18 protein-coding genes are annotated in these 19,119 nt (G+C 71.6%); 11 read left to right on the top strand and 7 right to left on the bottom strand.

The genetic code is table 11. The annotated features are described in order from the left end of the window. Positions 1-130: 130 nt before the first annotated feature. Positions 131-4,012, bottom strand: a complete 3,882-nt coding sequence (gene scy, locus IE239_RS33695; RefSeq protein WP_190153260.1) for a polarized growth protein Scy — start codon at positions 4,010-4,012, stop codon at positions 131-133. A gap of 232 nt (positions 4,013-4,244) precedes the next feature. Continuing rightward, complete coding sequence (gene mce / locus IE239_RS33700) at positions 4,245-4,685, bottom strand: methylmalonyl-CoA epimerase (protein ID WP_190153261.1); 441 nt, start codon at positions 4,683-4,685, stop codon at positions 4,245-4,247. Between the two features lie 151 nt (positions 4,686-4,836). On the opposite strand from mce, the gene IE239_RS33705 reads away from it, so the two are divergent. Both IE239_RS33705 and meaB read left to right on the top strand, forming a co-directional pair. Next, positions 4,837-6,048 (top strand): acetyl-CoA C-acetyltransferase, encoded by a 1,212-nt coding sequence (locus IE239_RS33705; protein WP_190153262.1) that lies wholly within the window; start codon positions 4,837-4,839, stop codon positions 6,046-6,048. Between the two features lie 223 nt (positions 6,049-6,271). Further along, positions 6,272-7,228 carry a methylmalonyl Co-A mutase-associated GTPase MeaB gene (meaB, locus tag IE239_RS33710; protein WP_190153263.1) on the top strand — a complete coding sequence of 319 codons (957 nt, stop codon included), beginning with the start codon at positions 6,272-6,274 and terminating at the stop codon, positions 7,226-7,228. Positions 7,229-7,953: 725 nt separating this feature from the next. Here meaB and IE239_RS33715 read toward each other — a convergent pair. The 4 genes from IE239_RS33715 to IE239_RS33730 form a co-directional block, all read right to left on the bottom strand. Continuing rightward, entirely contained in the window at positions 7,954-8,430 is a 477-nt protein-coding gene (locus IE239_RS33715; protein WP_190153264.1) for a MarR family winged helix-turn-helix transcriptional regulator, read from the bottom strand. A 92-nt stretch (positions 8,431-8,522) separates the two neighbouring features. After that, on the bottom strand, positions 8,523-9,329 hold the full coding sequence (locus IE239_RS33720; RefSeq protein ID WP_190153294.1) for an AIM24 family protein: 807 nt from the start codon (positions 9,327-9,329) through the stop codon (positions 8,523-8,525). Between the two features lie 2 nt (positions 9,330-9,331). Continuing rightward, a complete protein-coding gene (locus tag IE239_RS33725; RefSeq protein WP_190153265.1) occupies positions 9,332-9,982 on the bottom strand; it encodes an AIM24 family protein in 651 nt (216 codons plus the stop codon). A gap of 1 nt (position 9,983) precedes the next feature. Further along, the gene (locus tag IE239_RS33730) at positions 9,984-10,616 is read right to left on the bottom strand and encodes an AIM24 family protein (RefSeq protein ID WP_190153295.1); all 633 of its coding nucleotides are present in this window, start codon (positions 10,614-10,616) and stop codon (positions 9,984-9,986) included. 188 nt (positions 10,617-10,804) lie between these two features. On the opposite strand from IE239_RS33730, the gene IE239_RS33735 reads away from it, so the two are divergent. The 5 genes from IE239_RS33735 (at position 10,805) to IE239_RS33755 (ending at position 13,647) form a co-directional block, all read left to right on the top strand. Continuing rightward, positions 10,805-11,149 carry a DUF3817 domain-containing protein gene (locus IE239_RS33735; RefSeq protein ID WP_190153266.1) on the top strand — a complete coding sequence of 115 codons (345 nt, stop codon included), beginning with the start codon at positions 10,805-10,807 and terminating at the stop codon, positions 11,147-11,149. Next, on the top strand, positions 11,146-11,439 hold the full coding sequence (locus tag IE239_RS33740; protein ID WP_190153267.1) for an MTH1187 family thiamine-binding protein: 294 nt from the start codon (positions 11,146-11,148) through the stop codon (positions 11,437-11,439). Before IE239_RS33735 ends, IE239_RS33740 begins: the two co-directional genes overlap by 4 nt. 139 nt (positions 11,440-11,578) lie before the next feature. Next, entirely contained in the window at positions 11,579-12,553 is a 975-nt protein-coding gene (locus IE239_RS33745) for a matrixin family metalloprotease (protein WP_229878522.1), read from the top strand. A gap of 187 nt (positions 12,554-12,740) precedes the next feature. Beyond that, the gene (locus IE239_RS33750; protein ID WP_190153269.1) at positions 12,741-13,247 is read left to right on the top strand and encodes a MarR family winged helix-turn-helix transcriptional regulator; all 507 of its coding nucleotides are present in this window, start codon (positions 12,741-12,743) and stop codon (positions 13,245-13,247) included. 61 nt (positions 13,248-13,308) lie between these two features. Beyond that, a complete protein-coding gene (locus tag IE239_RS33755) occupies positions 13,309-13,647 on the top strand; it encodes a DUF3817 domain-containing protein (protein WP_190153270.1) in 339 nt (112 codons plus the stop codon). Between the two features lie 118 nt (positions 13,648-13,765). On the opposite strand, the gene IE239_RS33760 is transcribed toward IE239_RS33755, so the two are convergent. After that, the gene (locus IE239_RS33760) at positions 13,766-14,455 is read right to left on the bottom strand and encodes a TetR/AcrR family transcriptional regulator (protein WP_190153271.1); all 690 of its coding nucleotides are present in this window, start codon (positions 14,453-14,455) and stop codon (positions 13,766-13,768) included. 238 nt (positions 14,456-14,693) lie between these two features. On the opposite strand from IE239_RS33760, the gene IE239_RS33765 reads away from it, so the two are divergent. From IE239_RS33765 to IE239_RS33780, 4 genes are all read left to right on the top strand, one after another. Beyond that, positions 14,694-15,668, top strand: coding sequence for a tetratricopeptide repeat protein (locus tag IE239_RS33765; protein WP_190153272.1), 975 nt, complete (start codon positions 14,694-14,696; stop codon positions 15,666-15,668). A gap of 645 nt (positions 15,669-16,313) precedes the next feature. After that, entirely contained in the window at positions 16,314-16,943 is a 630-nt protein-coding gene (locus IE239_RS33770; RefSeq protein WP_190153273.1) for a DUF6230 family protein, read from the top strand. Between the two features lie 118 nt (positions 16,944-17,061). Beyond that, positions 17,062-17,697 (top strand): DUF6114 domain-containing protein, encoded by a 636-nt coding sequence (locus tag IE239_RS33775; RefSeq protein WP_190153274.1) that lies wholly within the window; start codon positions 17,062-17,064, stop codon positions 17,695-17,697. Further along, positions 17,687-19,054 carry a hypothetical protein gene (locus tag IE239_RS33780; RefSeq protein ID WP_190153275.1) on the top strand — a complete coding sequence of 456 codons (1,368 nt, stop codon included), beginning with the start codon at positions 17,687-17,689 and terminating at the stop codon, positions 19,052-19,054. The genes IE239_RS33775 and IE239_RS33780 overlap by 11 nt, the downstream gene beginning before the upstream one ends. Positions 19,055-19,119: the final 65 nt, after the last annotated feature.

Raw genomic sequence — 19,119 nt, forward strand, 5'->3', positions numbered from 1 at the left:
TTGCGGTGTGTCATCGAGCGTATGCGTGTTTGATCTGGAGAATGACACCCCTTTTGGGTGGCTCGGCGGCGGACCGCTTGCCAAAGTTGCGGTCAAACGCCCAAGAATTTAACGCAATCCACACATTCCGCTAGCCGTCCGAGGACTTCCCACCCGATCGAGGAGCTCCGATGGCCGCGCCCGCCTTGACGCCCCCGTCCTTGGCCCCGGCCGGCGCCTCGAACGACTCCAGCGCCTCCAGCACGTCCTGGACCCGGGAGATCTCGGCGTTGATGTCCTCGCGCCGGCGCACCAGGACCTCCAGCTCGCGCTTGCCTTCCTCGACCGTGCGCCGTGCCTCGCGGATCGCCTCGGCCTTGAGCTCCTCGGCCTCGCGCACCAGCGTCGACTTCTTCTGCTCGGCCTCCTTGAGGAGCCCCTCCGCCTTCTTCACCGCGGCGATACGGACCTTGCCGGCCTCGGAGTTGGCGTCCGACACCAGCTCCTTCGCCTTGGCCTGTGCCTTGGCGAGCTGCTCCTCGGCCGCCGCGATGAGCGCGTCGCAGCGGTCCCCGGTCGACCGCATCGTCTCGGCCGCCTCGCGGCGGGCCCGCTCGTGCAGCGCCTCGATCTCGTGGGTGATGCGGTCGCGCAGCTCCTCGGCCCGCTCCCGAATCGCGGTGGCGTCCCGACGGGCGCCGACCAGCAGCTCGTCGGCGTCCGTACGCGCCTTCTCCACCCGGGAGTTGCCCTCGACGGTCGCCTCGGAGACGAGCCGCTCCGCCTCGCTGCGGGCCGCGCCGACCATCGAGTCGGCCTGCGCCTCCGCCTCCGCGGTGGTCTTCTGCGCCTGCTGCTGCGCCTCGGTGAGCAGCTTGTCCGCCTCGGCCGCCGTCTCCGTGATGAGGGTGTCGACCTGCTCGGCCGCCTCGGAGCGCCGCTTGTTGGCCTCCTTGCGGGCCTCGTCCAGCGTCGAGTCGGCCTCCTCGCGGGCCACGCTCATCAGCCGGTCGGCCTCCGCCGCCGCCTCGGCCTTGAAGCGCTCCGCCTCGGACCGGACCCGCTCCGCGTGCCGCTGCGCGGACCCCACCGTCTCGGCGGCCTCGGCGCGCAGCCGCTCCGCGTCCCCGGACGCGTCCTGGATCAGCTTCTCCGCCTTGGCGACCGACTCGGACCGCAGCCGCTCGGCCTCCGCGATCGTCTCGGACTGGAGGCGCTCGGCCTCCGCGATGGTCTCGCTCTGGAGGCGCTCCGCCTCGTTGCGGGCCTCGTTGATGAGGGTGTCGGCCTGCGTCGCCGCGTCCGAACGGATGCGGTTGGCGTCGTCGCGGGCGTCCGCCCGGGTGCGCGACGCGTCCTGGTCGGCCTGCGCGATGGCGTCCGACACCTCGGTGCGCACCCGCTGGGCGTGCGCGGACGCCTCCGAACGCAGCCGCTCCGCCTCGGAGATCGCCTCGCCGACGGTCCGCTCGGCCAGCTCCTGCGCGGCCTGCGACGCCTCGTTCGCCTCCCGCCGGACCCGGCCCGCGTCCTCGGCGGCCCGCTCCCGCTCGGCGTAGGCGTCGGCGCGGACGCGGTCCGCCTCCTCCTCGGCCTCGCGCCGGGTGCGGTCCGCCGCGTGCTCGGCGGCCGACCGGAGCCCGGCGATCTCCTCCTGGGCCTGCTCGTGCAGCCCGGCCACCGAGTCGCGCACCTGCTGCGCGTGCTGTTCGGCCGCCGACACCATCTCGTCGGCCCGCCGGTTCGCCTCCTCGACCAGGCGGACGGCCTCGGTCTGCGCATCCTCCACCCGCCTGCGCGCGGAGGCCAGCAGCTCCTCGCTCTGCTCGCGGGCCCGCTCACGCTCCTGGCCGGCCTCCTGGCGGGCGGAACCGAGCAGCTCCTCGGCCTCGCGCCGGCGCCGGACGGCCTCCTCCTGGGCGGCGGCCAGCGTCTCGGACGCCTCGGCGGCCAGCCGCTCGGCCGCGGCCTGCGCCTCCGCGCGCACCCGGTCGGCGGTGTCCTGCGCCTCCGACTTCAGCCGCTCCGCCTCGGCGGCGGCCTCGGAACGCAGCCGGACGGCGACGGCCTCGCCCTCGGCGCGCGAGGCGGACGCGTCGGCCGCGGCCTCGTTGCGCAGCCGGTCGGCCTCCGCGTCGGCCTGCTGCTGCAGGGAGCGGATCCGCTCCGCGGCCTCCGAGCGCAGCCGGTCGGTCTCCTCGGCGGCCTCGCGGCGGATCCGCGCGGCCTCCTCCCGGGCGTCCGTCAGCGCCTGCTCGGCGGAGGCGAGACGGGCCTCCGCCTCCGTCTGCAGCCGGGTGAGCTCCTCGGCGGCCTCCGCCTGCCGGCCCTCGATCGCCCGCTCGGACTCCTCGCGCAGCTCGCGCGCGGCCTGCTCGGCGTTCGCGGTGATGGTCTCGGCGAGCTCCACCGCCTCCTCGCGGGAGCGCTCGGCCTCCGCGCGGGTGCGCTCCAGGACCTCCGCGGCCTGCCGGCGCAGCGTGGTGGCGCGCTCGATGGCCTCGGTGCGCACCTTCTCGCTGTCCGAGGTGGCCTTCTGGCGCAGCTCGTCCGCGTCGGCCTTCGCCTTGGACAGCAGCTCCTCGGCGGAGCGTGCCGCCTCCTCGATCTGCTGGACGGCCTCCTTGCGGGCCTCCGCGCGGATCTTCTCGCCCTCGGCCACCGCGTCGGCGCGCAGCTGCTCGGCCTCGCCGCGCAGCCGGCGGGCCTCCTCCTGCAGCTCGACCGTCTTGGCGCGGTACTCCTTGGTGTCGTCCTTCGCCGAGCCCTTGAGCTGCTCGGCGATGTCGTGCGCCTCGGCGCGCAGCCGGTCGGCCTCGGTCTCCGCCTCGCGACGGATCCGCTCGGCCTCCTCGGCGGCGGCCCGGGTGGTGCGCTGCGCGTCCTCCTGCGCCTTGTTGAGGACGTCCTCGGCGGTCTTCGCCGCCTTCGACAGCTGGGTGGCGCTCTCCTCGGCGGTGAGCGTGCGGGCCTTCTCCGAGGCCTCCGCGACGATCTTCTCGGCCTCGGCGCGGGCGTCGGCGACGAGCTGCTCGGCGTCCGCCCTGGTGGTCTCGGCCTCCTTGGTGGCCTCGCTGACCAGCCGGGCGACCTGCTCCTTGGCGGTACGGGTGCGCTGCTCCTTGGCCGCCTCCGCGCCGGCGAGCGCCTTCTCGGCGGCGGCCTTCGCCTCCGCGACCACCTTGTCCGCCTCGGCCTGCGCCTTGCGCAGCGCCTCCTCGGCCTCGGACATGCGCTGCTCGGCGGCGCGGCTGAGCTCACCTGCCTGGCGGCGGGCGGCGTCGGACTCCGTGACGGTGGAGGTACGCAGCTGTTCCGCGTGGTCGCTGGCTTCCTGCGCCTGTGTGGAGGCGGCGTTCAGCAGCCGCTCGGCGTCCGTGCGGGCGCGCAGCAGCAGCTGCTCGGCCTCCGCGCGGGCCGCCTCGGCGTCGGCCTGGAGCCGCTGACGCGCCTCGGCGGCCACCCGTTCGGCCTCGGCGCGGGCCGTCGCCAGGGCCTGTTCGGCCTCCGCCCGCGACTCGTCGAGCAGCCGACGGGCCTGCGCCTCGCTGCGGGCGCGCAGCTGTTCGGCCCAGGCCACGTTCTCGTTGACGTGCGACTCGACGTTCTGCCGGCGCTCGGCGAGCTCCTGGTCGAGCTGCTGGCGCCGGGTGACCGCCTCCTGGTGCAGCTCCGCCTGCAGGCGGGCCGCCTGCTCGGCGTGTTCCTGCAGGATCCGCTGGGTCTGCGCCCGTACCTGGCTGAGCTCGCGCTCGGCGTCCTGACGCAGCTGGTCGGCCTGCATCTGCGCGTTGCGCAGCAGCTGTTCGGCCTGGTACCCGAGGTCGCCGCCGTCGAAGGCGGGCCGGGACATGATGGTGCGACGCGCCTCGTGCAACTTGGCGCGCAGCACCTCGACCTGGTAGCCGAGGTCCTCGGCGTGCTGAATCGCCTTTTCCCGCTCGGTCTTCAGCCGCTTCATCTCGGCTTCGAACCGAGTCAGGTGGTCGACGTCAGCCGCCGGTTCCCGCTCCTGGCTCTCGTAGCCCCGCACTGCGCGGTCCCATCCGTCCCTGGTCGCAAGCTTGCCGAACGAGCTCCGTCCATCCGCCGAACGGGGCTCCCGGGGAATGGTGTCAGATCAACGACGGAGCATGGGCTGCTGCCCCGACGCTCGTCCCCCGAAACCCGGACCCCGGCCGCGTCCTGCCGCCGTACGGCAGGACCGGGTCGCCCCGGTGTGAGCGGCGACCGAGCCCAACCCTACCGGCCCATATGTACGAGGGTCAGTGCTCAGGTGACTCAACGGGGGCCGATGTGACCAGTTCTGTCAGTACTCCGTGGCAATCCTTCGGATGCAGGAAGGTGATTCGTGACCCCATGGAGCCGCGCCGGGGCTCTTCGTACAGAACGCGTACGCCCTTGGAGCGAATGTCCTCGGAGTCCGCGTCCACGTCCGCCGTACCGAAAGCGATGTGGTGGACGCCCTCGCCGTTCTTGGCGAGCCATTTGCCGACGGCGGAGTCCTCCCGCGTCGGTTCGAGAAGCTGCAGGTAGGAGGCGCCTCCGTCGGACGTCTCGTTGATCTTGAGCATGGCCTCGCGCACGCCCTGCTCCTCGTTGACCTCGGAGTGGAACACCTCGAAGCCGTATGTGGAACGGTAGAACTCGACGGTCGCGTCGAGGTCGTGGCAGGCGATCCCGATGTGGTCGATTCGCGTCAGCATGTTGTCAGTGCAGCGCGCGAACGGTGGTTACGCAACGTGCGCGCGATCACACCGACGGCCCGATGACGGCACGGAGTGCCACTCAGTACATTCGAAGTAAACCCTCGTTCACTCCTCGGCCTGTGCAGGCCGGTAAGGGGAATCGCAGCTCATGACTGGATCGACTGGCTCCAACGGCACGACCTCGGTGATCGTCGCGGGCGCGCGTACGCCCATGGGACGGCTCCTGGGCTCGCTCAAGTCCTTCTCGGGCGCCGACCTCGGCGGCTTCGCGATCAAGGCCGCCCTCGACCGCGCGGGGATCGGCGGCGATCAGGTGCAGTACGTGATCATGGGCCAGGTGCTGCAGGCCGGCGCGGGCCAGATCCCGGCGCGGCAGGCCGCCGTCAAGGCGGGCATCCCGATGAACGTCCCGGCGCTCACCGTCAACAAGGTGTGCCTGTCGGGCCTCGACGCGATCGCGCTCGCGGACCAGCTGATCCGCGCGGGTGAGTTCGACATCGTGGTGGCAGGCGGTCAGGAGTCCATGACCAACGCCCCCCACCTGCTGCCCAAGTCCCGTGAGGGCTTCAAGTACGGCGCGATCGAGATGCTCGACGCGATGGCGTACGACGGGCTGACCGACGCGTTCGAGAACATCGCGATGGGCGAGTCCACGGAGAAGCACAACACACGTCTGGGGATCGGGCGTCCCGAGCAGGACGAGATCGCCGCGCTGAGCCATCAGAGGGCCGCCGCCGCGCAGAAGAACGGCGTCTTCGAGGCCGAGATCACTCCGGTCGAGATCCCGCAGCGCAAGGGCGAGCCGGTCGTCTTCAGCAAGGACGAGGGCATCCGCGCCGACACCACGGCGGAGTCCCTGGGCAAGCTCCGCCCGGCGTTCACCCGCGACGGCACGATCACCGCGGGCTCCTCCTCGCAGATCTCCGACGGCGCGGCGGCCGTGGTCGTCATGAGCAAGGCCAAGGCGCAGGAGCTCGGCCTGGAGTGGATCGCGGAGATCGGCGCCCACGGCAACGTGGCCGGACCGGACAACTCGCTGCAGTCCCAGCCCTCCAACGCCATCCTGCACGCGCTGGGGAAGGAGGGCCTGGAGGTCGCCGACCTCGACCTGATCGAGATCAACGAGGCCTTCGCCGCCGTCGCGGTGCAGTCGATGAAGGACCTCGGCGTCTCCACGGACATGGTCAACGTCAACGGTGGCGCCATCGCCCTGGGTCACCCGATCGGCATGTCCGGCGCCCGGCTCGTCCTGCATCTGGCGCTGGAGCTCAAGCGCCGCGGCGGCGGCGTCGGCGCGGCCGCGCTGTGCGGCGGCGGCGGTCAGGGCGACGCGCTGATCGTCCGGGTGGCCAAGGGCTGAGGCCCTCGCCGGACGGACGGGTCCGTGGCGGATCCCCCACGGACCCGCCACGGACCCAGCCACGGCGCTTACCTGAGCGGAACAGTGCGGAACCGGAAGCGGACCGAGCCGAAGCGGACGGAACCGCGGACGGACCGCGAACGGACCTGGCAGAACCGAGCTGAACCGAACTGAACTGAACTGAACTGAGCTGAACCGCGGAACGGAGCTGAACGGAGTCGTGATGCAGGACGTCTCCTCGCTGGCCGCCCAGGCCAGGGAAGGCCGCCCCCGGGCCGTCGCCCGCCTGATCTCCCTGGTGGAGGGAGCGTCCCCGCAGCTCAGAGAGGTCATGGCGACCCTGGCCCCGCTCACCGGCAATGCGTACGTCGTGGGCCTGACCGGTTCGCCGGGCGTGGGCAAGTCCACCACGACCTCCGCGCTGGTCACCGCCTACCGCAGGCAGGGCAGGCGGGTCGGCGTGCTGGCCGTCGACCCGTCCTCGCCGTTCTCGGGCGGCGCGCTGCTCGGCGACCGCGTCCGGATGTCCGAGCACGCCTCGGACCCCGGCGTCTACATCCGCTCCATGGCCACCCGGGGGCACCTGGGCGGGCTCGCCTGGGCGGCCCCGCAGGCCATCCGCGTGCTGGACGCGGCGGGCTGCGACGTGATCCTGGTCGAGACGGTCGGCGTCGGCCAGTCGGAGGTCGAGATCGCCTCCCAGGCGGACACCAGCGTGGTGCTGCTCGCCCCCGGCATGGGCGACGGCATCCAGGCCGCCAAGGCCGGGATCCTGGAGATCGGCGACGTCTACGTCGTCAACAAGGCCGACCGGGAGGGCGCGGACGCCACCGCGCGCGAGCTGAACCACATGCTCGGTCTCGGCGAGGCCCGCGCCCCGGGCGACTGGCGGCCGCCCATCGTGAAGACCGTCGCCTCGCGCGCCGAGGGCGTCGACGACGTCGTCCAGGCGCTGGAGAAGCACCGGGCCTGGATGGAGGAGCACGGAGTCCTCGCCGAGCGCCGCCGCGCCAGGGCGGCCCGCGAGGTCGAGACGATCGCCGTCACGGCTCTGCGTGAACGCATCGGCGACCTGCACGGCGACCGCCGGCTGAGCGCGCTCGCCGAGCGCATCGTCTCCGGCACGCTGGACCCCTACCGGGCGGCGGACGAACTGGTGGCGGGGCTCACCGAGGGGTGAGCCGGGCCCCTGGGCCCCGGTGGGCGGCGCGCACCGCGTCGCCGGCCCTTGGGCGCCTGCCTGCGCCGGAGAGCCGGTCTGCCCTCCGGCCGGGCGTCCGGGTCCGGCTGTCCGGGGCGGGCCGGCCGGCGGGCGTTACCCCGGCCCGTACGCGGTTCTGCCGGCCACTCGTCGCGCACCGGCTGTTCGCCGCCCCCGGGCCGGCCGTCGCCCCGGCCGGCGTGGCCGGATCACCGTGGCAGGCGGGGCGGGTGTCGGCCAACCTGCCCGACGACGCGCGGCGGCACCCCGTCGGCCGTCACGGCGCCCGTGCGGTGGGGGACGACGGGGAGTCGGGAGCGGCCGGTCGTAGCGTTCGCCGACGACGGGAGCGGCGCCCGAGGCGGAGCGGGAGTGCATCTGCGAACGCCCCGCCGAGCGCCCGGCCGAGCGCTCCGCACGGCTCGACGCGGCCCGTAGCCGGGGCGGGGCGAGGGCGGGTCGGGGACGAGGCGAGGGCGGCGCGAGGCGCGGGGCCCGGGGCCGTCACGCGCACGGGACGCGGCCGTCCGGCACGGCGCACGCTCACGGTCAGCTGGACACGGGACGCCGGGCGCGAGGCACCGGACACGGGGCGTCGGACGTGGAACGTCGGGCGCTGGGCGTCGGGGGGCGAGACGCCGAACGACGGAAGGCGGAGCCCTGTTCCGGCTCCGCCTTCCGATCGTGTCGCCTGGAGGGGACGCCTACAGCCGTCCCTGATGCCCGCGGAGGTGTCCCGCGACGGGCTTGAGGGCCTTGGAGAGCTGCGTCAGGGCCTCGGGGGAGAGGAGGTCGATGAAGTGCCGCCGTACGGAGTCCACGTGGTGCGGCGAGACCTTCTGCATCGTCTCCATGCCGTGCTCGGTCAGGACCGCGTACAGGCCGCGGCGGTCCGACTCGCAGTTCTCCCGGCGCACCAGGTCCGCGTTCTCCATGCGGGTGATCTGGTGCGAGAGACGGCTCTTGGACTGGAGGGTGGCGGCCGCGAGATCGCTCATCCGCATCCGCAAACCCTCTGACTCGGAGAGGTTCACGAGGATCTCGTAGTCGTTCATGGTCAGGCCGAACGGCTGCAGGTCCCGTTCGAGCTGGTACGTCAACAGCCTGTTGACCTCCAGATGGGTGCGCCAGGCGCACTGCTCCGCGTCGGTCAGCCACCGAGTGGCCGTTTCGGTCTCCATAAATGAAGTCTACCTAAAATGTTGAAAGGCGAACTAGTGAGGGTGGTGTGACGGTGCGCACGCGTTCGATGTCACACTCCGCAGACTACCGCTCACAGCCCGAAGCGACGTTGGAGGTCTCCCAGCTGTCCGGGAAGGCGTGGTGCGCCGGATTGCGCTCCGGGGCCGCCGTGTCCGCCCGCGCCGGCGCCCGAACCGGGCACTCCCGGCTCGTGCGGGACCGCCCCCGTCGCCTGCTCCGCCATCAGGATCTCGGTCGACTGCAACAGGACCGTCCCGGCGCCCACGAACTCGAACTGGTGCTCCTCGCCGGAGGCGCCGCCGAGGCCCGTCAGTGCACGTAGACCGCCCATCACGCCCGTCATGTACCCATGGTCGTAGTGGTGGCAGGGAGAGGGGCAGTCGGCCCACCCGACGAGCGCCTGGGGGTCCACCCGCAGGGGTGGTTCCATGAACACCACCGGCCCGTTGGACGCGGCCACGAACTTTCCGGTTCCGATGAGGGTGAGGAAACCCGGCACGATCGACTGCTTGAGCGACAGACTTGGCTGAAAAGCAAGCAGATTGCCCGAGCGAATGGTCAGATTGCCGTCGTCCAAGTCGTACGAATTCACGTCGAAGGCCCGGTCGGCGAGCAGCATCTTGCCCGATCCCTCCGCCACGACCCAGTCGCTCGCGTGCAGAGGCGAATGGAAGGAAGTGCGCACCAGACGGTCCAGCCGGCCGTGCCCGACGCCGTTGAAGTCGATCGACCCGTAGTAGGCGATCATCTTCCCCTTCTGCAGGAACCACTGGCTCCCCTTGAGCTCCACGCAGAAGGTGTAACTGTTCACGTTGTCGTCGACCGGCAGGGTCATGGGGTCGTACACCGTCGGGCCGCCGCCCGGAGCCCCGTACATGCTCACAGCTTCTCCTCCGACGCCTGGACGAACACCGCACCGCTGCCGCTCAGCTCCAGCTGGAACGCCTCGCCGGAGCCGCGGCCCACCATGTCCCGCCAGCCCAGCGCCGTCGACAGCTTGTTGCGGACGTCGCCGTGGTGGGCGACGTACGCCTGGGGATCGACGTGCACCGGGCGCTGCGGGGTGATCGGCACCTCGAACACCCCGCCGTGGGCCATCACGGCGACGGCGCCGTGGCCCTTGAGGGTGGTGGTGAACAGGCCCTGCCCGCTGACCTGGCCGCGGACCATGCCCATGACCCCGCCCTGGGAGCCCAGGAACATCGTGCCCTGCTGGAGCGTGCCCTCGAAGGCGAGCAACCGGTCCGCCTCGACGTACAGCGTGTCGCCGGTGAGCCGGATGACCTGGACGTGGTGGCCGCCGTGTCCGAAGAGGACCGTGCCGCTGCCCTCGACGGTCATCAGCGGGGTGTCCTCGTTGGCGAGCCGCCGACCGATCATGGACATCACCCCGCCCTGGCCACCCTGGACGTTGGGCGTGAAGGAGACCTCGCCGCGGTACGCGAGCATCGCGCCGCGCTGGCTGTAGAGCTTCCCGCCGGGGGTGACGGTCGCCTCGACGATCTTGGAGTTGATCTCACGGAACGCCATGTCACACATCCCCCGCGATCGTGTTGCGCTCGCTCGGCTGGACGTACACCAGGCCGTTCCCCTCGAACCGGATCTGGAAGGCCTCGCCGCCGCCCTCGCCCATGAAGGTGCGGAACGTCACTCCGGACTGGAAGGACTGCCGCACGTCGCCCTGGTGCGCGATGTACGCCCCGGGGTCGACGATCAGCGGGTACTGCGGGCTGACGCGCAGCACCACGGCCGGCCCGTCCGAGGTGATCGCGGCCTGGCCGTGCCCCTCGACGGTCGTCGTGAACAGTCCGTTGCCCTGGGTCGCGCCGCGCAGTCCGGTGAAGCTCGTCCCCGTGCGCAGGCCGGCGTCGGTCGCGAGCAGGTTGCTCGACTCGACGTACAGCTTGTCGCCCTGGAGCTGGACGAGATTGATCTCGGACGCGCGGTCGGCGAACCAGCACGTGCCCTGCCCCCTCACCTCCATCACGGTCATCTGCTCGCCGGTGAGCCGCCGGGTCACCATGCCCCGGATGCCCTCGCCGCCGCCGCTGAGTTTCTTGAAGGCCATCTGCCCGTCGTACGCGACCATGGAGCCGTTCTTCGCCTTCACGGCGTCCCCGGTCACGTCGACGGCGAGCACCTTGCTGCCTTGGAGTCGAAACATCGCCACGCTGGGAAGGTATCCGCCACCCGGGTGCGCACAACAGCACCCGGAGGTGGAGAGCGACCCTGAACGCACCCTTAGGGGGACCGTTTGCCACAATGGACGAACGCTTGTGCGTGCATTCACAAGCCGCCCTGCCCGACGCCGTACCTCCGAACCTCCTCCGAGCCTCCCCCCGAAGGTGACCCGTGGACCTGAAAACAGCCTCCGCCCTCCGCCGACTGCGCCTCGTCTCCGCGCCGGAGGCCGTGTCCTTCCTCCTGCTGCTGGTCTGCTCGGTGCTGAAGCGGACCACGGACTTCAACGCCGTGCCCGTGATGGGCATGGTCCACGGCGTTCTGTTCGTCCTGTACGTGCTCTTCTGGGCGGACGCCTGGAACCGTGCCAAGTGGCCTCTGAGGACCGCGGCCCTCTACTTCGTCCTCTCCGTCCTGCCGGCCGGCGGCTTCTTCGCCGAGCGCAGGCTGCGCCGTGAGGCCGAGGACGCGGTCATCGCCTCCCGCGCGCGCAGGGAAGGCGTGGTGAGCGCGTGATCGTCGCCTTCTCGGTCACCCCGCTGGGCGTCGGCGAGGACGTCGGCGAGTACGTCGCCGAAGCCGTCCGCGTCGTCCGCGAGTCGGGCCTGCCGAACCGCACCGACGCCATGTTCACCTCCCTCGAGGGCGAGTGGGACGAGGTGATGGACGTCGTCCGGCGCGCCGTCGCCGCCGTCGAGGAACGCGCCCCCCGGGTCTCCCTGGTCCTGAAGGCGGACATCCGCCCCGGCGTGACCGACGGCCTGACCTCGAAGGTGGCGACCGTGGAGCGGCACCTGGCTCCCTGAGCGGCCACCGAACACCCGTCCGGCCGGTCACCCGAACGGGAACGGAGAGGCGGGGTTCCCGCCCGAACCGCATGGCTAGTGTCTCCGGGGGCCGATCATGTTCCGCGCGGTGGCGCGGCGCCTGAAGGGGGAGTGTGCGGTGGCAGGGCGGCGAGGACCGGGGACTCTCGGCAGGGCGCTCACGGCGTTCGTACTGACGGTCTCCCTGGCGGTGGTCTGTGCGGGGGAGGCGGCGCGCGCGCCCGCGTGTCCGCCGGCGCGCGGCGAGCTGACCGTCGAGGACCTGCCCGCGGGCTCGTCCGTGCGGGCCTGCCGCGCCGTCGGCCGCGTGGTCACCCACGACGGCGCGGGCCTCGTGGTCCCCGGACCCGGCACCACGGTCAGCGTCGACGCGCTCACCACGGACGGCTCGGCGCACGGCTTCACCCTGGCGGTCGCCGCCGACGGCACGGTCTCCTACGCCTACGAGGCCGCTCACGCGCGGGCCCGCCCGGGCCGACGCGCCGACGCCCCCGCCCCCTGCACCGACGGCGCGTACTCCACCGCCGGGCGCAAGGAGTACGGCACGTACGAGTGGTTCCTCGGAGACGGCCCCCTGCCCGCCCGCCTCTCCGGTGTCCAGGCCCGGCAGGTCTTCGAGGCAGCCGTCGCGACCATCACGGCCGGCCGCAACGACTGCGGGTACGGGGACGCCGTCACCGCCAGGGCCAGGTATCTGTCGACCACCGCCGCCGAGGCGGGCGTCGACCGCGAGTCCCGCTGTCTGCGCCGGGACGGTGTGAGCGTGTGGGACGCGGGCGACATCGGCCCCGGCGCCGTCGCCACGACCTGCTCCTGGAGCCGGCCGGTGCACGGCGGCCCGGACCGGCTGCTGGAGGCCGACGTCCGCTTCAACACCCACGACCACGCGTTCACCGACCACCCGTCCGGCGACTGCACGGGCGCGTACGACCTGCTCAGCGTCGCCACGCACGAGGCCGGCCACGTCTTCGGTCTGGCCCACGCCGGCTCGGGACACGAGAACCTCACCATGTACGCGAGCTCGTTCGCCTGCTCCACCGACGCCCGCACCCTCGGCAAGGGGGACGTCCTCGGCCTGCGCAGCCTGTACTGAGGGCTGGGCTCACGGGCCGCGCTCCCGGGCCGGACACGGGCCCGGCCTCGAAGCCGCGAACCGCCCGACCGCGCCGGCCCGGACAGCCCCCGCGTGAGTGAGAGGGACGGGTATCGGCGCAGGCCGGGAACGCCGAAACGTGAGACGGGGCTGACCGCGATGTGACCGGCCGGTAAGGTCTGGAGGCGTGCCGAAACCGCTCAGTCTCCCTTTCGACCCCATCGCCCGCGCCGATGAGCTCTGGAAGCAGCGCTGGGGGAACGTGCCGTCCATGGCCGCGATCACCTCGATCATGCGCGCGCACCAGATCCTGCTCGCCGAGGTGGACGCCGTGGTCAAGCCGTACGGCCTGACGTTCGCCCGGTACGAGGCGCTGGTGCTGCTCACCTTCTCCAAGGAGGGCGAGCTGACGATGTCGAAGATCGGCGAGCGGCTCCAGGTGCACCCCACCTCGGTGACGAACACCGTCGACCGGCTGGTGCGGTCGGGCCTGGTGGACAAGCGCCCCAACCCCAACGACGGACGCGGCACCCTCGCCGTCATCACCGACAAGGGCCGCGAGGTCGTCGAGGCGGCCACCCGCGACCTGATGGCGATGGACTTCGGGCTCGGGGTGTACGACGCGGAGGAGTGCGGGGAGATCTTCGCGATGCTGCGGCCGCTGCGGGTGGCTGCGCACGACTTCGAGGACTGATCCGGCGCGCGGGCCCCACCCGCGCAAGATCGCCCCAAAACCGGTGGTTACGCTCGTCCTCATGAAAAAGAGCGTGCTGACCCGCTACCGCGTCCTGGCCTACGTCACCGGTGTCCTGCTGGTGCTGCTGTGCCTGGGCGTCATCGCCAAGTACGGCCTGGACCTCGACGGCGCCGCTGACTTCACCCGCGTCATCGGCTTCGCGCACGGCTGGCTGTACGTCGTCTACCTGGGCTTCGCCTTCGACCTGGGTTCCAAGGCGAAGTGGCCGGTCGGCAAGCTGCTGTGGGTGCTGCTGGCCGGCACGGTCCCGACGGCCGCCTTCTTCGTCGAGCGGAAGGTCAGCCGCGAGTTCGCCGACGTCTTCGCGGACGCGGCCCCGGCGGCCGTCGAGGCATGACCCCGGCGGCCGTCGGGACGTGACCCCGGCGGCCCTCAGGCGAAGCCCGCCGCGGTGCGCCGCGGCCGGGACACGCCGTGACGGGTGGCGGTGACACGGGCCGCCGCGCCCCGGCGGGTCAGTCGCCGGACGGGCCGGGCGAATGGTCGGACGTGCCAGGCGAGTCGGACGGGCCGGGCGCGGCTGACGCCGGCGACAGGCCCTGCAGCAGTACGCGTGTGAATCCGCGCACCCACTCCTCGTCGGCCGGCTCCGCGCTGACCAGGGTGCGGTGCACCACCGCGCCCGCCACCACGTCGAAGATGAGGTCGACCGTGCGGGCGGCCTCCGCCGGGTCGGTCTCCGCGGGGAGTTCGCCGCGGGCCTGCGCGCGGGCCCGGCCCTCCAGGACCAGATCCTTCTGAGGGTCGACGATGGACGCCCGGATGCGCTCGCGCAGCGCGTCGTCGCGGGTCGACTCGGCGACGGCAGCCATCAGCCCGCTCTTGGCCTCCGGACGGGCCAGGATCGCCGCGAACTGCAGGACCACGCCCTCGATGTCGGCCGCCAGGCTGCCGCGGTCGGGGAGTTCGAGTTCGCCGAAGAGTTCCGCGACCGCGTCGACGACCAGTTCGTTCTTGCCGGCCCAGCGGCGGTACAGCGTCGTCTTGGCGACCCCCGCGCGCGTCGCCACGTCCCCCAGGGTGAGTTTCGACCAGCCCAGTTCGACCAGCGCCTCCCGTGTCGCGGCCAGGATCGCGGTGTCCGCGGCGGCGCTGCGCGGCCGGCCGGGACGGCCGGGACCGCAGGCGGGAGTGCGGATCTGCATGCCTCCGACCATAACCGCAGGTTTTTTCTCCGCCTCCGTGAGGCAGATCACCGGAGTGCGGTGTTGCGGAGGCATCCGGTGCCATTACGCTACGACTCGTATCGAAAGCTCGTGACGGACGTACACGGACAGGCTCCGGCAGGGCGCGGGTGGGGACCCAGGGCGCTGGTGTTCGGGATGTTCGCAAAGTATTCGGATCGCTTTTCACGCAGGCGCGCGGACGGGGGAGGATAGACGCATGCAGCCACGGAACATGTCCATGAGCGGAGTCGTCGACCTCGCCGCGGTGAAGGCGGCCCAGGAGGCCAAGGCGAAGGCGGAGCAGACGCGCGCCGAAGCGGCACGGCACGGCGGCGTGGGGGCCGTCTCCCCGGCCGATCTCGTCATCGACGTCGACGAGGCGGGGTTCGAGCGGGACGTCCTGCAGCGGTCCGCCGAGGTGCCCGTCGTCATCGACTTCTGGGCGGAGTGGTGCCAGCCGTGCAAGCAGCTGAGCCCCGTCCTGGAGCGGCTCGCCGTCGAGTACGACGGCCGCTTCCTGCTCGCCAAGATCGACGTCGACGCCAACCAGATGCTGATGCAGCAGTTCGGGGTGCAGGGCATCCCGGCGGTGTTCGCGGTCGTCGCCGGCCAGGCGCTGCCCCTCTTCCAGGGAGCCGCCCCCGAGGCGCAGATCCGCCAGACCCTCGACCAGTTGGTGGAGGTCGCCGAGCAGCGGTTCGGGCTCACCGGCCTGACCGTCGACGCCGACGCCGGGCCGGGCGCGGCCCAGCCGGCGGCGGCCGAGCCCGTCGGGCCGTACGACGCGTTGCTCGAAGCCGCCGTACAGGCCCTGGACGCCGGTGACTTCGGCGGAGCCGTCCAGGCCTACAAGAACGTGCTCGCCGACGATCCGGGCAACAGTGAGGCCAAACTCGGGCTCGCGCAGGCCGAGTTGCTCCAGCGGGTGGGCGGCATGGACCCGCAGCGGGTACGCAAGGAAGCCGCCGAGAGGCCGACGGACGCCGAGGCGCAGATCGCCGCGGCCGACCTGGATCTGGTGGGCGGTCACGTCGAGGACGCGTTCGGCCGGCTCATCGACACCGTGGCGCGCACCGCCGGTGACGACCGGGACGCCGTGCGGCTGCGGTTGCTCGAACTGTTCGAGGTGGTCGGCCCCGAGGACCCGCGGGTCGCGGCGGCCCGACGGGCGCTGGCGCGCGCGCTGTTCTGATCCTCCGGGCGACCGGGTTCTGACCAGTCGCTAAACGTCAGAGCCCGTGTCGGCGGAGTGAAAGTTCCGCTGACGTGGTTCCCCCGCGGCCGCGCTTTACCAAATCTTGGTAATCGCGGCCGCTGTTACTGGGAGTAAGGCTCGGCTGTCGATGTGTCGGATTCCGTCCATCGATCAACAGCTTTGTCCTGGGCATGAAAGGTACCCTGCGTCGCCGGTCGAGACCTGCGGGTCGCGGTTCGGTTATCCGGCCGTTACTAGCGAGTAACGAACCCCCTTGTGCGGGCGGCGAGAATGCACCACGATCGGCCACGCTCGGTCCAATCCCGTACCCCGGCAGCCGGTTGGGTCAACGGGTTTTCCTGGGTCCCCACCGAGCAGGGCCGACGGCAGTGACGCCGGCCCTTGGGCAGGGGGGTCTTCGCTGCGGCGAAGCCTGTCCAGCAAGGTTGTGCGTGATGTGTGTCAGGCGCGACCAGTGGTTGTCGCTCGGGGGTGATCGCCGGTGATCGGTGCGCGGTTCGCGCCTCCGGGGCAGGCGCTCCCCTTCCCGAGGACGTAGCACTTCTCCCATCCCTGCCCGGCTGAGCCGCCGTCTCGGAGGCGAGTCAGGGCCAGGAGATGTACGTCCGAGAAGGAGGAAATATGGAGTCCCAGGTGCGTGGCGGGACCAGATGGAAGCGCTTCGCTGTGGTCATGGTGCCCAGCGTCGCCGCTACGGCATGCATAGGTGTGGCCCTCGCGCAGGGCGCACTGGCCGCGTCGTTCAGCGTGTCGGGTCAGTCGTTCAAGGTGACGGCGGACAAGCTCGTCGGCACCGGCTTCGCGCAGTACGGAGCCATCGACTCGGGGTACAACCTCGACGGCAGCAAGACGGCTCACCCGGTCGCGGTCTCGGCGTTCAGCAAGGCCGAGATCACGAACATGTGCCAGTCCGTGGTCACGCCGAACATCCCGCTGCTCGGCTCGGTGAGTCTGACGCTGAAGGCGGGCGGCGAGGGCAAGCCGGTCGAGGCCGACAATCTCTACATCGACGTCGACAACCTCAGTGCCGACGCGACGTTCGAGAACATCCGCATCGGTGTGGCGGGCAAGGACCTCAAGGGTCCCGGCATCAAGAGCGGTGACGCCGCCAACCCGTTCGGATTCGGTCAGGACGCCGACAAGGCCACGCTGACCGACGTGAAGCAGACGGCGTGGGCCACCACTGCCGGAACCTTCAAGCTCAGCGGCCTGAAGATGTCGTTGTCGCAGGGTGTCAAGGAGTGCTACTAAGCACTCTCTGACGGGCGGGGGAGCCGGTGGCGCCCCCGCCCGTCCAGTCTGAAACCCGGGTCTTCACCGGCAGCACGACTCACCACCACAGAAACGCCGCACCAGGGAGCTGTTTTCCATGAGCGCCGAGACTCCTGCCGCCTCCGGCCAGTTCACCCGCCGGAGGGAGCAGTTCCGCGCCTGGCGGGGCACCAGGCCTTTCTGGGCGGGCCTGTTCGTCCTTCTCGCCGGCTTCCCCATCGCCTACTTCCCCTACGCCCACCTCCAAGTGGGCCATCTGACACTGGCGATGGCGACCACCGCGGGCGCGGGGTCGCTGATCATCGGCGTGCTGCTGGGCGTCCTGGGCATCAGTCTGTGGTTCCAGAAACACGTGCAGGTCTTCGCGGGTGTGGCGGCGATCCTGCTGGGTCTGGTGTCCATCCCGGTGTCCAACCTCGGCGGCTTCCTCGTCGGTTTCCTGTTCGCCCTCGTCGGCGGCGCGATGGCGATCGCCTGGGCCCCGGGCGAACCGCCCGTGCCGGCCCCCGCGCCGGAGGCCGGCACGAACGCCGGGGCCGCCCCGGGAGGCGCGTTCCCCGAGGGCCCCGCCCCGGCGGACGACCTCGGCACGAACCCGTACAGCACAGGTCCCGCCCAGCCCGAGAGGCCGTCCTTCAGCAAGGGCGAGGGACCGGGCGAGCCGCACGACCTGCACGATCTGTCAGGAACGAGCCCGGCCAACGGGGCGAACGGGAGGCACAGTGCCGGCTGACGAGGTTTCCACCGGGAGCGATGTGGACGCTGCCTGCGTGAGAACCACCGGGCCGCGCCACGCGGCACCCAAGAAGCCGCTGTTCACCAGGTTCCACATGCCGGCCGGCAAGGCGATAGCCCTGGCGGCCATGCCGACGGCGGTCCTCATGGGGATGGGCTTCACGCCCACCCTCGCCAACGCCGACGACCAGCCGTCGTCCAAGAACCTCACGATCGACGAGTACAAGGACTGTGTGGCGGCCCTGGCGGGCACGGACGCCTCCGCGTCGGCCTCGCCCTCGCCGTCCGCCTCGGAGAGCGCGAGCGAGTCCCCCGACGCCTCCAAGGACGGCGGCAAGGGCGACTCCGGCCCTTCGAAGGACACCTCGGGGTCCACGGGTTCCACGGGTGACGCGGGAGGCTCGCCCTCGCCGGATTCAGGTTCCGGCGATACGGCCGAGCCCGCCCCGTCCGCGTCCTCCTCGCCCGACAAGTCGGCGACGTCCGGCGACACCGCCGCGACGACTCCGTCGGCCGCCGAGACGAGCAAGAACGTCCTGGACACGATCGGCGACGCCCTCACGGATCTGCTCGGCGGCGACAAGTCCGCCGGGACTTCCGGCGCGAGCCCGTCCCCGTCGGCCTCCCCCTCGGCCGACGCCTCGGACCCGGCCGCCGGCTCGGGCTCGTCGGGTGCCTCCGGTTCTCCGGACGGCGGCTCCCCGGGCACGTCCAAGGACTCCGGCGGTTCCGGCGCCGGCACGGTGAAGGACACGGTGAAGGACACCGCCGACAAGCCGAAGGACACGGTCGAGCCCACCGCGAAGGAGACCGGGAACACCGCCGCCGACGCCACGGCCTCGCCGAGCCCCTCGCCGAGCGCCACCACGAACGCCGACGACTGCCCCGCCGCCACGGACGACGAGGGCGGCATCGACAACAGGGTCCGGCTGCCCGACGACCCCTGGTTCCTGAACGCCAGCTCGCTGCTCCTCAAGGGCGCGGACTACCAGGGCATAGTCAAGGTGAAGACCGCCAACGGCACGGTCAAGGAAGTGCTGAAGTACGTCATCTCCGGGGGCACCGACATCGGCGACCTGCACCAGACGGTCAACGACAAGCAGTCGGGCCGCACTTACCACGTGCAGGCCGGCAAGGGCACGACGTCCACCATCACCGACGGCGACACGGTCATGTACACGGAGAGCATCTCCGGCAACCTGTTCGGCCTGATCCCGGTGACGTTCAGCCCGAAGAGCCCGCCCCCGCTCAACATCCCGCTGATCTACTTCACCAAGGCCAAGGTCCAGCAGGCGGGCCAGTTCGGCGGCACGCTCACCGTCCCCGGCCTGCACCAGTACACGACCGCCGGCTGACCGCCGACGTCACACGCCACTCCGGGAGCCGCAAGAAGACCGTGCCCCCGCCGGGTTCCCCCCGG

It is taken from the genome of Streptomyces humidus, from assembly GCF_014649655.1.
Lineage (GTDB): Bacteria > Actinomycetota > Actinomycetes > Streptomycetales > Streptomycetaceae > Streptomyces > Streptomyces humidus.